This is a genomic window from Helicobacter sp. 13S00477-4 (assembly GCF_002272785.1).
GTDB lineage: Bacteria > Campylobacterota > Campylobacteria > Campylobacterales > Helicobacteraceae > Helicobacter_J.
On sequence record NZ_MLAS01000007.1, the window covers coordinates 94,566 to 107,030 of the forward strand.

Annotated in this window: 21 protein-coding genes; 17 read left to right on the forward strand and 4 right to left on the reverse strand. The window is 31.7% G+C overall.

Annotated features, from left to right (window positions below; genetic code table 11):
* Position 1 precedes the first annotated feature (1 nt).
* Positions 2-898, reverse strand: coding sequence for a hypothetical protein (locus tag BKH44_RS04875; protein ID WP_095270637.1), 897 nt, complete (start codon positions 896-898; stop codon positions 2-4).
* Positions 899-1,006: 108 nt separating this feature from the next.
* On the opposite strand from BKH44_RS04875, the gene BKH44_RS04880 reads away from it, so the two are divergent.
* The 17 genes from BKH44_RS04880 (at position 1,007) to BKH44_RS04950 (ending at position 10,870) form a co-directional block, all read left to right on the forward strand.
* Complete coding sequence (locus BKH44_RS04880; protein WP_095270640.1) at positions 1,007-1,567, forward strand: hypothetical protein; 561 nt, start codon at positions 1,007-1,009, stop codon at positions 1,565-1,567.
* 172 nt (positions 1,568-1,739) lie between these two features.
* Entirely contained in the window at positions 1,740-3,209 is a 1,470-nt protein-coding gene (locus tag BKH44_RS04885; RefSeq protein ID WP_095270642.1) for a hypothetical protein, read from the forward strand.
* Positions 3,209-3,796 carry a hypothetical protein gene (locus BKH44_RS04890; RefSeq protein WP_095270644.1) on the forward strand — a complete coding sequence of 196 codons (588 nt, stop codon included), beginning with the start codon at positions 3,209-3,211 and terminating at the stop codon, positions 3,794-3,796. The genes BKH44_RS04885 and BKH44_RS04890 overlap by 1 nt, the downstream gene beginning before the upstream one ends.
* Positions 3,787-4,086: a hypothetical protein gene (locus tag BKH44_RS04895; RefSeq protein WP_095270646.1), complete on the forward strand. Its 300-nt coding sequence runs from the start codon at positions 3,787-3,789 to the stop codon at positions 4,084-4,086. The genes BKH44_RS04890 and BKH44_RS04895 overlap by 10 nt, the downstream gene beginning before the upstream one ends.
* Positions 4,083-4,598: a DUF1353 domain-containing protein gene (locus BKH44_RS04900; RefSeq protein WP_095270649.1), complete on the forward strand. Its 516-nt coding sequence runs from the start codon at positions 4,083-4,085 to the stop codon at positions 4,596-4,598. The genes BKH44_RS04895 and BKH44_RS04900 overlap by 4 nt, the downstream gene beginning before the upstream one ends.
* Entirely contained in the window at positions 4,595-5,407 is an 813-nt protein-coding gene (locus BKH44_RS04905; RefSeq protein WP_095270651.1) for a DNA adenine methylase, read from the forward strand. The genes BKH44_RS04900 and BKH44_RS04905 overlap by 4 nt, the downstream gene beginning before the upstream one ends.
* Positions 5,408-5,489: 82 nt before the next feature.
* The gene (locus BKH44_RS04910) at positions 5,490-5,816 is read left to right on the forward strand and encodes a hypothetical protein (RefSeq protein WP_095270653.1); all 327 of its coding nucleotides are present in this window, start codon (positions 5,490-5,492) and stop codon (positions 5,814-5,816) included.
* A gap of 104 nt (positions 5,817-5,920) precedes the next feature.
* Positions 5,921-6,349, forward strand: a complete 429-nt coding sequence (locus BKH44_RS04915) for a DUF5675 family protein (RefSeq protein WP_143428304.1) — start codon at positions 5,921-5,923, stop codon at positions 6,347-6,349.
* A complete protein-coding gene (locus BKH44_RS04920; protein WP_095270657.1) occupies positions 6,339-7,145 on the forward strand; it encodes a type II toxin-antitoxin system antitoxin SocA domain-containing protein in 807 nt (268 codons plus the stop codon). The genes BKH44_RS04915 and BKH44_RS04920 overlap by 11 nt, the downstream gene beginning before the upstream one ends.
* Positions 7,135-7,569, forward strand: coding sequence for a hypothetical protein (locus BKH44_RS04925; RefSeq protein ID WP_095270660.1), 435 nt, complete (start codon positions 7,135-7,137; stop codon positions 7,567-7,569). Before BKH44_RS04920 ends, BKH44_RS04925 begins: the two co-directional genes overlap by 11 nt.
* A complete protein-coding gene (locus BKH44_RS04930) occupies positions 7,562-8,698 on the forward strand; it encodes a hypothetical protein (RefSeq protein WP_095270663.1) in 1,137 nt (378 codons plus the stop codon). The genes BKH44_RS04925 and BKH44_RS04930 overlap by 8 nt, the downstream gene beginning before the upstream one ends.
* A gap of 415 nt (positions 8,699-9,113) precedes the next feature.
* Positions 9,114-9,398 carry a hypothetical protein gene (locus tag BKH44_RS04935; RefSeq protein WP_143428305.1) on the forward strand — a complete coding sequence of 95 codons (285 nt, stop codon included), beginning with the start codon at positions 9,114-9,116 and terminating at the stop codon, positions 9,396-9,398.
* Entirely contained in the window at positions 9,395-9,817 is a 423-nt protein-coding gene (locus BKH44_RS04940; protein WP_095270667.1) for a hypothetical protein, read from the forward strand. The genes BKH44_RS04935 and BKH44_RS04940 overlap by 4 nt, the downstream gene beginning before the upstream one ends.
* A gap of 327 nt (positions 9,818-10,144) precedes the next feature.
* Positions 10,145-10,282, forward strand: a complete 138-nt coding sequence (locus tag BKH44_RS08805; RefSeq protein ID WP_180674115.1) for a hypothetical protein — start codon at positions 10,145-10,147, stop codon at positions 10,280-10,282.
* Between the two features lie 8 nt (positions 10,283-10,290).
* Complete coding sequence (locus tag BKH44_RS04945; protein WP_095270670.1) at positions 10,291-10,518, forward strand: hypothetical protein; 228 nt, start codon at positions 10,291-10,293, stop codon at positions 10,516-10,518.
* A 6-nt stretch (positions 10,519-10,524) separates the two neighbouring features.
* Entirely contained in the window at positions 10,525-10,656 is a 132-nt protein-coding gene (locus BKH44_RS08970) for a hypothetical protein (protein ID WP_257842595.1), read from the forward strand.
* Positions 10,657-10,669: 13 nt separating this feature from the next.
* Complete coding sequence (locus BKH44_RS04950) at positions 10,670-10,870, forward strand: hypothetical protein (protein ID WP_095270673.1); 201 nt, start codon at positions 10,670-10,672, stop codon at positions 10,868-10,870.
* A gap of 280 nt (positions 10,871-11,150) precedes the next feature.
* Here the strand turns inward: BKH44_RS04950 and BKH44_RS04955 are convergent, their stop codons facing one another.
* From BKH44_RS04955 to BKH44_RS04965, 3 genes are all read right to left on the reverse strand, one after another.
* Positions 11,151-11,756 carry a nucleotidyl transferase AbiEii/AbiGii toxin family protein gene (locus BKH44_RS04955; RefSeq protein ID WP_095270676.1) on the reverse strand — a complete coding sequence of 202 codons (606 nt, stop codon included), beginning with the start codon at positions 11,754-11,756 and terminating at the stop codon, positions 11,151-11,153.
* Positions 11,757-11,760: 4 nt separating this feature from the next.
* The gene (locus tag BKH44_RS04960; RefSeq protein WP_095270678.1) at positions 11,761-12,048 is read right to left on the reverse strand and encodes a hypothetical protein; all 288 of its coding nucleotides are present in this window, start codon (positions 12,046-12,048) and stop codon (positions 11,761-11,763) included.
* 293 nt (positions 12,049-12,341) lie between these two features.
* Positions 12,342-12,465 (reverse strand): type II toxin-antitoxin system mRNA interferase toxin, RelE/StbE family (locus tag BKH44_RS04965; protein ID WP_143428306.1); only part of this gene is annotated, 124 nt, incomplete at its 5' end.

Genomic DNA, 12,465 nt, shown 5'->3' on the forward strand with positions numbered 1-12,465 from the left:
CTTATCCTAACCCCGGTAATCTTCTAGCTTTAGAAGATTTTATATGTTCTTTTACTTTCAAGATAGAGTAAGAGGCATTTATTTTATCTTCACTCAAGTCTTCGATTAGTTCTACTTCACAAATAAGTTTATCGCCTTTGGCAAATTCTATCTCATCATTTTCAATTTTACTTAAAAACATTTCGTCTTTAATGATTGCATTTATATTGCCTCTGCTATCGGCTAATTTCCACTTATTGAATTTATTGAAAGTAAGCGTAACGATACTAAAAGTTTGTGTATAGATTCTTGTTTGGATATCAGTATCTTTTGTCCATAAGGCTTTTTTATAAAACTCTTTATCGCTTTTAGGTATTTGTAAAATTTTATCGTTGTGTTTGATATTGATTTTATCAATAAAATCTGAATCTAATGGAGTTTTAGCAAAATTTTCCATGTATTCTCTGAATTTTATATCTTGATAAATATCAACCACGACTGAACTAAAATTAAGGGTAATATTATTTTGATTCGTGATAGAAATATTATCCTCATTTTTTTGTATATGCTTAGGTTCTTTTCCTTTAAGGTGTTGGTATAAAGCAATGATACCACTACCTACCCCGCCAATCCCTAACACAGTAATAAGATTAGCCAATACACTCGCTTCTTGTGAACTAAAAAGATTTTTGAATGCTTCCCAGCCTTGTGTAATGAGTGCTAAGTCAACCTCAAAACTACCCTCTTTTGTAGCAATCACTTTAATATCAAGATTTTCTATACCCAAATATTTTTTTATCACTTGCAACGCTTTGCCAAAATTCAATATCGAAGAGGCAAAATTTTCTAAGTCTATCTCTCCATTTACAATACCCTCACCGCTATAAGTGATATTTAGTTTTTTAATATCTTTTTCCATAGACTAGAGACCTTTTATTTTTTATTATTTTATCACAACCCGACCTTTTTTATCCACTCATTTATCCATACAATAACTTCAAAATATACCTTTAAATTAGGGATAAATATGTTAAGTGAACTCATAGCCCAATTCATAGAAGAAAAGCAAAACCTAGAAGCTTCAATCCATCATATAGATTCTATCAAATCACAAATAGATTCAGTCTTATCAAATGATTTCATAGAAGATAAAATCAACAACAACCCTTACCTAAAAAGCAATGAGTTTATCCAAAAAGTCGCTAAAGAAGTTGATATTAACCCTCAAGATTTACCAGAAGAGAAGCTAAAACCAATCCTTTGCACTATCATAGATAAATCCATAAACCCACAATCCATCACTCAAGAGCTATTAGCCCAAGATGATTTCAAACAAAACTTAAATAACAAAATAGCCATAGAAGCAAGATCAGCGATAGCTTCATATAGCTTAGATAAATACACAAAAATATTCATAAAAAATCATATCGATTCTATGGTAACCCAAAGCCTAAAAGACAATAATATAGATAAATACAGGCTAGAGAGTGCCTTAAGCCTACAGATTGTCTACCTAAATACCTTAAGCCTAATAGCAGAGCTAGCCTATAGCGATACCCTAAAACACAATATCTATAAAAGGATATGAAAATGAAATATGATATTTTCATTCACAAAGTCAATCATATAAAAGCGGGTTTATGATGTGCGTAGCACAGAATAACCCTGACTTCAGGAATAAATACGGATTTATTCCGTATGAATGATCTTGTGATTTACAAAGTCAATCATATAAATAAATTAAAAAGAAGGATATAAAAATGAGCTTAGAAGAAAACATAAAAAAAACTAACCTAGCATTAGAAAACAATACCGATTATAGGCAACTAACTATCCTAACTTTAGAAAACACAAGAGAGCTTTTGAGCATTTATAAAGGCTTAGAGTCAGGATACGCACAAAGTAGGACAGATATGGATAATTTTGTGTTAGATTTCGAACACAAAACAATAGAAGTAAATGATAAAATCCAAGCCTTTAATGATAGCACAGACATCACACTCAAACAAATCCAAGACGCACAAAAGCTAGTGAGTGATATAGCCACAGAAGGTAAAGTTTGGCTAGAGAAAATACAATCCATAGGAGAAGATACCCAAAAAGCCAAAGAACAGATAGCTAATATCAAGACTTTGAATGAAGAAGCCAAAGGTTATCGCGATCAAACTATCAGTGTGAGGAATGAATTCAACACAAAAGTCTCAGAGGTATTACAATCTACGATGGCATTAAATGACTTAGTAGCAAAGTCCACTCAAGAACTCAAAACCAAACAAGAAGCTACCTTAAAGACTATGGATACATCATACATAAACTTCACAAAAGATATTGATTCTAAGATTTTAGCTTTCAACAAAACCTCACAAGACAAACTAAAAGAGCTTGATACTGAAGCTTTGGCCAAACTAGAAGAAATAAAATCTATCCCTTCTACTAATCCTGAGGTTGAAAAAATCCATATCATTAACGAACGCAATATAAGCGGCGAGGCATTGCCTGTTTTTGATATGATAGATTATGATGCAGAAGGCATAAGGGCAGTTTATGGATTAGGACCTTTTGAAAACAAACAAGCCTTTTTGAATGAATTAGAAAAAACACGCATAGAAGAGGTTGCAATCAATTCTACCCGTCCTGATGATATTAATATGGCAGCCACACTGATAAATGATAAAAGCATGGAGTTAACTTATGCTTCTTTTGATGGTAGTTCCCTTTCTAGGATAAGCTTAGGTAAGTCATTTGGTCAACCTGCCATTACAATGCTTACATATCAACATGATAAAAGCCATCCTGATGGAAGTGCTGATTTATCTTCAAGCTTGTCAATAGACCATTATGGATTTCAATTCAATTCAGATATATTCTTTTTTAATGGCAAAGACAATAATAAGATACCAAATACCACCAGTGTAGCCATTGGTGGAAACTTAAGTGTAAATACGGTTCTTGTTAATGAATGGTTTAATGTATGGAATTGTTTTAGTGTTTATGGACCCCCTGCCAATGATATGGGTTTGTATGGCTATGATCCACATTCTGGGTATATCCCTAGCTATCATATCGTTATTGGCAATGATAGTAGCCTTGATGATCACATACCTAGAACCTATGATATTTTTATCGGAGCTGTAGATAATCAAACAGCACTCAATGAAATAACTCAGATAAAAATCGTAGGCAATGTAAATATAAACGGCACATTTAAACTCAATGGAAGGAAAATATGATGAAACTATACACTTCAAAAATAGGCAAAAAAACCATAAAAAACAATCAATTCCAAGATATAGAGATTCAAAGCCCTCTTGTGGACTTAGATTTATATGAAATGATTGAGAATAAAAAATATTTCTATGCCTTAGAGATACCAAGAGATTGTGAGGAAGTGGTTGATTTTATGGGTAGGGAAGAAGAGTTTTTAAAAGTGTTTAAAGACAGAGGCTTGTATGAACTCAATAGGGATTTTAAAGAAAGGCTAAAACCCTATTTAGATAGCTATATCCCAGAAGTTGAGATGATAAGCTGGGCTATGCAAGAAGCAGAGGCTAAGCTTTATGACCCTAGTTTGAGTCGTGATGAGCTTTTTAGCCAACTTCCACTCATTAGCAATTTATGTTTTTATCGATATGGTAGTTTAGAAAACTTACCTACCTTAGTGAGTAAGATTTTAGAAAAATCAAAAAGCTATAGCACTCTTTCAGGCATACTCATCGGGCAAAAGCAAGCCATCGCCGATAAGATAGAAGGATGTAAAAGCATGATTGAATTAATGAGTGCATTAGATTTACAAATAGAGATAAAACAATGGAAGTAGCCAAAGCAATAGAAATATCACAAAGCATCAGTGATATTGGCATGATAGGCTTGTTGTTTTTAGGTATTGTCTTTTTGGCTATCCAGCTAAAGGATAAAAAGAGGCTAGAAGAAGCCCTTGTGAATCTAGTTGATAAAATGACAATCATCATTGAGATAAACAAAAAATACCAAAGCTATTATGAAAAAATGATCAGTGATTATGGCAAGTATAATCAAAAGTGCCATGAGATGTTTGAAATCCAAAATGATATTTTAAGGATACTCAAAGAGAAGGATACCAAGCTATGAAATTTAGAGTCTCTAATATGAAAGACCCACTAAAGGTAGAGATATTCTGGCAGCACAAAGATGGCATGAGGCTTAGGCTTTTAGAACATATTTTGTATTACCGAAGAGGAGAGCCAAATGATGATGAACTCTTAGAAGAGTTAGCAGAGCCAAGATATGGCATATGCACAGATAGCAGAAAAGAAATATGTATCCCAAAAGGCTATGTGAGTGATGGAGCTTCTATCCCTAAAATCTTTTGGTTTATCCTCTCACCCTTTGAAGATTATGCGAAGTGTGCGATATTGCATGATTATTTGTGTGATTTGTATCATTTAGGCTTAGGCAGCAGGAAAGAAGCTGATGATATATTTTTAGAATCCATGCAAGAAATAGGGATAAAAAAATCCACAACCCTCACCCTCTATGCCTTCGTGCGGCTATATGCTATTTTTAGATACAACCCTATTTCTATAAAGCTTTTTGGCAAGGGTAGGGTAGAAGATTATAATGAAGAGTTTTTTAAAATATGAGTCTTTTTGAAGAAAATATTTTATCTCCTTCTTTATTCTATCCCACAAATCTAACCTCTCCCTTTGGCTGGATAGGTGGCAAAAGGAAATTAGCTAACCTTATTGTATCTATGATGCCTAAGCATTCTTGTTATGTGGAAGTCTTTGGCGGAGGTTTGAGTGTGCTTTATGCCAAACCAAAAATTACCAGGGAGAAATATAATGAAGTGATAAATGATATAAATTCTGAGTTGATAAACCTACATAAAATCATACAAACACGCCCTGCCTCACTTAGTGATTATTTGAATGATATGCTACGTTCTAGGGAGATTTTTTATGATATCAAAAAAGGGATTTTAAAACCTAGAAATGATATCCAAAAAGCAGCCTTTTATTTTTATAGGATTGCATTTAGTTTTGGTTCTAATACTCGTGAATTTGGGATGTATAAGGGTAAAAAACCTAAAAACATTTATAAGAGCTTTAAGGTTTATGCCCAAAGGCTAAAAGGTGTGTGTATTGAAAATATGGATTTTAAAAAACTCATTCAACAATACGATAGCAAAGATAGTTTTTTTTATCTTGACCCCCCTTATGTAGGCACAGAACATCAATATAAGCATACAGGCGGCTTTAAACTAGATGCACATAAAGATTTATGCACAATGCTAAGCAATATCAAGGGTAAATTTTTACTCAGTTATAATGATTGTGAATTTGTAAGAGAGCAATATAAAGATTTTAAAATCCAAAAAGTGCAAGTGAGGTATACAATTTCTCAAGAACACTCAAGAATGAATAATGAGCTATTGATTTATAATTATTGAATTATTTTATTTTATCACAACCCGACCTTTTTTATCCTCACATATTTCCATACAATCATCACAAAAATCTTAAAGACTTTTAATGAAAATAGACATTATTAGCATTGTAGTTATAGTTGTGATGGTTGGGTTGGCTTTTTTGGGTTTGCATTTTTATGAACAAAGCAAACTCTATAAACAAAAGTTTTATGATTGCCAATATCAAAACACTTCACTTCAAAACGCACTCAAAACCCAAAACCAAGCCCTAGAAGCCCTAAGGCTAGAATCTAGTGTTTATGAGCAAAATAAGCCAAAGTTTAAAGAAGTTATCAAAAATCAAATAGATTCTATCCCAAAAACCAAGCTAGAGACTTGTGAGCAAGCACTTGATTATATAAGCAAGATATTAAGACTACAGAGCAAGTAATGAGGATCATAAATAAGCTATTTTCTTTACTAAAATCCTTTTTCAAAAACCCTAAACCCTTATCCATAGAAGAAAGCCTAATCACTACTTACAAGGACAATGAAATGAATTTATTATTAACAAGATTCAAAGAAGCCAAAGACTCTACCCTTTCAAAACTCAAACTAATAGACAACGATAAGATACTTTTTGAATGCTATGGCTTAGAGCCATTGAACGAAGGGATTGAGAGGGATAAGGGTTATCGTATCCCAGAGGGCAAATATGGTCTCATATGGCATCATAGCCAAAGATTCAAACTCAAATTACCACTATTGCATAATATTGATGTTCCTATAGATAGAGACATACTTATCCACGCAGGCAATTACCCAAAAGACACAATAGGTTGTATCTTAGTAGGGGATAGTTACAAGCAAAACAATGAGTCTTTTAGTGTATTGAATTCAAAAAAGACTTTATATGAACTCTTAAACCATCTCCCAGAAAAAATAAGTGATGTAATATTAAAGGTAGAAAACAATGTTTTATAAGAAACTAATTAATTATAAGAAAATAATTAAAAAAATCCGCACTCAATTAAATTTGATAGGCAGCAAAGTTGAACTTTTGAATTTTGAATTTATTTGTAAAGATAGATTTGATAGAGTCATTACAGAACAAAAATTTAAATATTTAGAGCCTCTGCTAGCTGATTTTACAAAGTTATATACTCCTGATGCCATAGAGTTAATTTTGCATTATTCTAGCCAAACCCTAAAATCGGATATAGCTCATGATGCTCAAATAAAAATCAAATTCAAAAATTCACAACCCAATTTTTTAATAAAGGCTTTTAAAAAATTATTTATTTCTTTTGCCAAAGACATACACCAAGAAGCTGATATCAAAGCCCTAGATTTAGCAAGATACATTATTTATAAGTGCGATGAGTTAGATTATAAAATCTCAAATTTGGTTTTATTGAAATTTTTATATTTTGTCCATATTGGATTTTTAAAACAAACAGGCAAACGACTCATCACAGACAAAGATTTCCAAGCTTATCAATGGGGTCCTGTGATAAGAGAAGTTTATTATAACTACAGTATCTTTGGTAGCAATCCTCTTAATGGTTTAGTTGAGATCAAGCAGGATTTGCCTTTGAATGAGCATTATAAAAGGATTATTGATAGCATCATAAAAGAATCTATTAAATTGCGTCCGTGGGAATTAGTTCAAAAGTCTCATCAATCCAAAGCTTGGCAAAAGATTTATGATGAAGGCAGAGGAGATAAGGAAGAAATTCCGTTTTATTTATTTCAAAAAGAAGTAGAGAATGAAAAATAAAACACTTAAAGAAGTGAGGGTTTATACCCTCTTTACCTTAAACTCAAAGTCCTACCCAAATATCTTAAATTTGATGTATAATGACTTTAAGGGTTTGCTATGCTTAGCATCCTACTTGAGTGAATTTTGCCACTTCAAAAAGTGGCGAGTGTATCATACTTCAAAAACACTTCAAGCTTTTTTAAAACAAATTTTTATCTTCACTTTACCCTTATGGCTCATTGCTTGCAGTGCTCAACCTAAAATCATCACACAAAAAGTCTATATCCCTATCAAATGTAATATTTCTTTCCCAAAAAAAGCCTATACCCAAAACACTCAAAACTTCTCTTATGTGATAGATCTAGCCAAAAGCGAGGTCGCTTATCGCTTAGAGTTAGAAAACGCACTTAAATTTTGTATAGGAGGAAAAACTGATGAATGAATATATAAACGCTACACAACAAGCAGGGCAAAACTATATCAATTTATTGAACAATAAAAAGAGTGCATGGGCAGATAGCTTAATGGCTAGTTCACAAGGCTTAAAAGAGATTGGCAATGAACTCAAAGCTGACCAACTCTATTCAATCCAAAAGCAAGCGATGCAAAACCAAGCCAATTTAAGTGGCAAGCAATTAGATTGGTTTGATAGGATCCAAAACGCACAACAAAACCAAGCCAAAGCACAAATAGATAACACACAAGCCATCACCGCAGGGCATATCTTACAAAATAAATTCAATCAAGAAACACTAGATAATAATATCTTAGCTACCAAAGCTAAGGGTAAAGAAGGCATCGCCCTATCCAATCTAAATACAACCGCTTATGATGATATAAGGAATGCTAAAGGTAGTGATGAACCTAGATTTTATGATAATTATAAATACCGCATCGCCCCGGATGTGCCTTCTAATGATCCGCGAGGTAGACTAGAAATAAGACAGACCAATCAGCTTTATTCAAAAACAGCAGATACAGCCACAGCTTTAGACTTGATGTTCAATGAAATGCAAAATTACGACCCTTATCAATACGGATGGTTTGATACAACCCTTAGGCGATATGGCCCTAAAACTGTTGATATGGAAAAGACCACAGGACATATCTTAAGGCTCAAAAGTTTAGTAAAAGACTTGATTGATAAAGGTGTTTTGAATAGAGCTGAGCAAAAAGAAGCCATGTCATTAGTCGATGGCTGGACAGAAGGTGGCACAGCACAGAATAGAAAATCCCTAATAGATATGTTCATAACAAAATATCAGAGCCAAATAGAAAACCTCAAAAATAGAGGAATAGCAACACAACAAGATGAAGACACTATCATGGCTTTAGAAGATAAATTAACAAGATTCAAAAATCTAAGTGATCAAATGCAAGATTGGGATGGCAGCACAAAACTTACTTTTAAAAACGCACCTTTTAAAAAAGCCTCTTCACAAGCCACAACCCAAGATAAGCCTATAAGTGCGAAAGAACTTTTTAGCAATCAGCTAAACTCATCAAATCCACAAGAAGACACAACCACTACAAAGCCAAACATAGATTTAAGTAAGTTTTATACACCATAAATATTATTTGTTTTAAAAAAGATTGAAGTGTTTTTGAAGTATGATATACTTGCCACTTCAAAAAGTGGCAAAAACCATATTAAGGAAGTTGCTATAAAAAGAGATAGCAAAACCTTAAAATCATTATACATCAAATTTAAGATATTTGGTATATATTTTGAATTTAAGGTAAAGAGGGTATAACCCTCACTTCTTTAAATGGTTATCTACATACACAACCCGCCCTTTTTTACCCACTCATATATCCATACAATATACTTCATAAAATGAGTCAATCATATAAAAATTGGGTTGATGATGTGCGTAGCACAGAATAACCCTGACTTCAGAAATGTTTACGGATTTATTCCGTATGAATGATCTTGTGATTCACAAAGTGAATCAAGTAAAAATGAATAAAAAAGGAATCAAAATAATGGATAATATGCAATGGTGGAATCAGCCCAACTATTACCAACAACCAACAAACAATGCATGGGATAATGTGGCTAAATGGACAAATCTAGGTGGTTCATTGCTTGGGATAGCAGGGGGGATTACTAATGGTATCCTTTCTAATTTGAATCAAAAAGCTGCATTAAAACAAGCCAAAACCCAATACAATGATTTAAAAACATTAAGAGATTCCAGAGAAAAAGAAAGAGATGATTTTAATGATTATCTTAAAAAAAATTGGTCTAGTGTTTGGGATAGAGAATGAAAAGACGGGCAGTTTGTTTTGAGTTTGATATTTCACTCTCACTAATTGATGCTTATGGCAATATAAGAGAATGTATTGATATAAAAGCAAATCAGCCCACTTCCATACCGCTACCTCTCAAAAGAGAAGTCTATAAAGATAATGCACAAAAAAGCTATTATATCTATGATGGTAATGGGATATTACAAGACTTTGAAATCTATATCCCCCCTTTTGTGCTAAATGAGTTGATCGTGAATGAATATGATAGCTTTTTACAAACCAACCAATGCAAAGAAGAGTATCAAGAGATTTTTACCAATACCCTTAAAATACTCAATCTCAATATCAAAAAGAAAGATTATATCTTGCATCCCCAAGTCATAGCCCTAGAAGAATTTATCATCAAAAAAATACCTCTCAAACAACCTTATCAATAATATTTAATTAGTATTTTGATAATTATTTAATATTATTTTAAGTATAAATATTTTATATTTATACTTATATTTGTATTTTGAAAAAAAAGGATAAATATGCCTAAGTTAGATCAACTAAAAGAAGAATTAATAACCTTAAGATTTTGGCTTGGTGTAATTGTAGCTTCAATGCTCAGTATAATTTGGTTGGCTTGTAGTTAATTTTCAAAAAATACAAATCTGGTTTTTAATACTTGCAGGATTTGTGTTAATATGTTTATTGATTGCACTTTTAATAATTAAAAAATTAATGAGAAAAAAAATAAATCAAATAGGAAAGGAAAAAAAATGATTCTTGAAATTGCACATTATGTTGTTTTTTTTATAGTTCTAGTCTCAGCATTATCGATACCATTTGTTGCCATCAAAACAGCCTTAGATATGGATAAAGATGATGATAAAAATAAAAAGATTGTAAAGAAGTAAGGATAAATATGCCTAAGTTAGATAAATTAAAAGAACAGGTAAGTTTATTAAAATTTTGGTTAGGTTTAATAGTCGTTGCTTTATTTAGTGATATTGGATGGATTTTTATTAATCTTTTTAAAGCAACATATTGGCAGTTGATTATAGCATTTACCATTACATTGCCTATTATTTTGGGTATCATTGTTTTATCAATGAAGATAAATAAAAAACTTAATCAAATTGAAAAGGAGTAAAATAATATGATGATAAGAGAGATACTTGCTGCTACTCTTGTTATAGTGGTTTTTTTTGGATTATCATTCCTTGCCATCAAAACAGCCTTAGATATGGATAAAGATGATGATAAAAATAAAAAGATTGTGAAGAAGTAATGAAAGGTAAAAAATGGCAAATCCAAGTCCTCAAATCCCTTTAAAAAGTATAAAATCCAAAGGAGCCAGTAAAAAAGAAGAAAAGAAAGAAAAAAGGATAATGATTTATTTAGTAGAAAGAGAATATCAAATCATTTCAGCTAAAGCAAAAGACTTAGGTATTTCTTTGTCTGATTTTTTAAGATTAAAAGGATTAGGAAAGCTTAGTGATTAAGGCTTCAAAGCATAATTTTTTTAAAAGATTATATCTTGATAACCATTTAAGAAGGTAAGGGTAGATACTAATAATAAGAGGTTATACCCTCCTATTTATCTTGAAAATCAATAAACCTTGTCTATTAACAAACAAAGTGTTATAATAACAATCAAGATATGTGCTAGTATCTTAAAGATTGACATCTTCATCACCTCATTTCGAGGTTATAAATTTGTCAGAGGTTCTGACCCTCTGGCAAAACCTCATTCATATTATACTTTAAATATTTTATAACTAGTTATTTCTTCATAACTAACTTTTGAACTTCTTTTATGAGTATATCCTTCTCAACTTGTTGTAATCTATGTAAATCCCCGCCTTCAAAATAATTCATTGTTTTTAAAGTCTCTTGGATAGAGAATTGATTGTGATAAAATTCTTTAGCCCTAATCAAGCCTTCTTTCAAGCTAACATGATTTGATTTTAATATATTGGCTATATCTGTATAATCTTTATATTCTATCCTTTGGGTCAGGACAGCTAATTTAGTGCTCAATAAGTCCTTAAGGTTAGCGATTTTAAGGGTTTGAAATTCTTTACCCTCACATAGATTCACAAAGTCAATACCACCAAAAAAAGAAATTTTTACTCCACTCACATTTATCACAAGGGCATCTTCTTGGTCTTGAAATATTTCATAATCTTTCCATAATTTAAGGATTTTTGATTTTTCTATTTGGTTTAATGGCAGGCTCCTAAAAAAATCAAAGTCAACTGATACCCTATGCCCTAATTGTAAAGCTATTGCCGTCCCACCAAATAGGATAAACCCTTTTTGGGTAATGGGCAGTAGATCTTGAAATATTTCTTTTTGTTCTTTTGGAAGTATTTTTAAATAAAACATTTGATTAATATATCCTTTTTGAAGGCAGGGCAGGGATATTTTTATAATCACAGATTTTTAAAACTAAATGCCAATGATACCAAGATTTTACCCGCATACTTCCTATTTGTGCCTTTTGAAGTATTCCTATCAAAAAATCTTTTTCAAAATTTTTCAATAAAAGTTGCACATCTTCAAAAGTCCCTATATCCATCACTTTTAAGATTATTTTGTTTGGGTATTTGATAGCTTCTTGTGCATTATCTGACCACATATATTTTTTGGCAAATTTTAAGAGTAATTGTTTTTGCATTTTATAATCATTTTAGAGTTAATCGATATTTGATAATGAATACCCAGCATAAATAATCATCCCAGAAAAGACCAAAATAGCAAAAAAACCAGCTATCAATCCAATCATTCCATTTCTCCTATCTCTTTAAGTAATTTCAACAAATACCTAATGATACAATAAAATGCTATAGCAATTATAACAACACCGCAAACTATAGCTACAAACTGAAAAATTAAGATAAACCAAAGGCTAATATTTAGCTTTTGGCAGTATCTAACCCTAATTTATTGGGTTTATCATCATTGTGTATTTCAAAACAATTCACTATGTGAGCCTAATTTAAAAGCATTCAAGATTAAAATATCTTCCCTCTTTTGATAGATAAGCAATAAGTCAGGCAAGATATGGCATTCTCTAAAATCTTTATATTCACCT

Excerpts from the sequence above, each read along its gene's own strand:
- BKH44_RS04875 (WP_095270637.1), bottom strand. The coding sequence starts at position 898 with ATGGAAAAAGATATTAAAAAACTAAATATCACTTATAGCGGTGAGGGT.
- BKH44_RS04880 (WP_095270640.1), top strand. The coding sequence starts at position 1,007 with ATGTTAAGTGAACTCATAGCCCAATTCATAGAAGAAAAGCAAAACCTA.
- BKH44_RS04885 (WP_095270642.1), top strand. The coding sequence starts at position 1,740 with ATGAGCTTAGAAGAAAACATAAAAAAAACTAACCTAGCATTAGAAAAC.
- BKH44_RS04890 (WP_095270644.1), top strand. The coding sequence starts at position 3,209 with ATGAAACTATACACTTCAAAAATAGGCAAAAAAACCATAAAAAACAAT.
- BKH44_RS04895 (WP_095270646.1), top strand. The coding sequence starts at position 3,787 with ATGGAAGTAGCCAAAGCAATAGAAATATCACAAAGCATCAGTGATATT.
- BKH44_RS04900 (WP_095270649.1), top strand. The coding sequence starts at position 4,083 with ATGAAATTTAGAGTCTCTAATATGAAAGACCCACTAAAGGTAGAGATA.
- BKH44_RS04905 (WP_095270651.1), top strand. The coding sequence starts at position 4,595 with ATGAGTCTTTTTGAAGAAAATATTTTATCTCCTTCTTTATTCTATCCC.
- BKH44_RS04910 (WP_095270653.1), top strand. The coding sequence starts at position 5,490 with ATGAAAATAGACATTATTAGCATTGTAGTTATAGTTGTGATGGTTGGG.
- BKH44_RS04915 (WP_143428304.1), top strand. The coding sequence starts at position 5,921 with ATGAATTTATTATTAACAAGATTCAAAGAAGCCAAAGACTCTACCCTT.
- BKH44_RS04920 (WP_095270657.1), top strand. The coding sequence starts at position 6,339 with ATGTTTTATAAGAAACTAATTAATTATAAGAAAATAATTAAAAAAATC.
- BKH44_RS04925 (WP_095270660.1), top strand. The coding sequence starts at position 7,135 with ATGAAAAATAAAACACTTAAAGAAGTGAGGGTTTATACCCTCTTTACC.
- BKH44_RS04930 (WP_095270663.1), top strand. The coding sequence starts at position 7,562 with ATGAATGAATATATAAACGCTACACAACAAGCAGGGCAAAACTATATC.
- BKH44_RS04935 (WP_143428305.1), top strand. The coding sequence starts at position 9,114 with ATGGATAATATGCAATGGTGGAATCAGCCCAACTATTACCAACAACCA.
- BKH44_RS04940 (WP_095270667.1), top strand. The coding sequence starts at position 9,395 with ATGAAAAGACGGGCAGTTTGTTTTGAGTTTGATATTTCACTCTCACTA.
- BKH44_RS08805 (WP_180674115.1), top strand. The coding sequence starts at position 10,145 with ATGATTCTTGAAATTGCACATTATGTTGTTTTTTTTATAGTTCTAGTC.
- BKH44_RS04945 (WP_095270670.1), top strand. The coding sequence starts at position 10,291 with ATGCCTAAGTTAGATAAATTAAAAGAACAGGTAAGTTTATTAAAATTT.
- BKH44_RS08970 (WP_257842595.1), top strand. The coding sequence starts at position 10,525 with ATGATGATAAGAGAGATACTTGCTGCTACTCTTGTTATAGTGGTTTTT.
- BKH44_RS04950 (WP_095270673.1), top strand. The coding sequence starts at position 10,670 with ATGGCAAATCCAAGTCCTCAAATCCCTTTAAAAAGTATAAAATCCAAA.
- BKH44_RS04955 (WP_095270676.1), bottom strand. The coding sequence starts at position 11,756 with ATGTTTTATTTAAAAATACTTCCAAAAGAACAAAAAGAAATATTTCAA.
- BKH44_RS04960 (WP_095270678.1), bottom strand. The coding sequence starts at position 12,048 with ATGCAAAAACAATTACTCTTAAAATTTGCCAAAAAATATATGTGGTCA.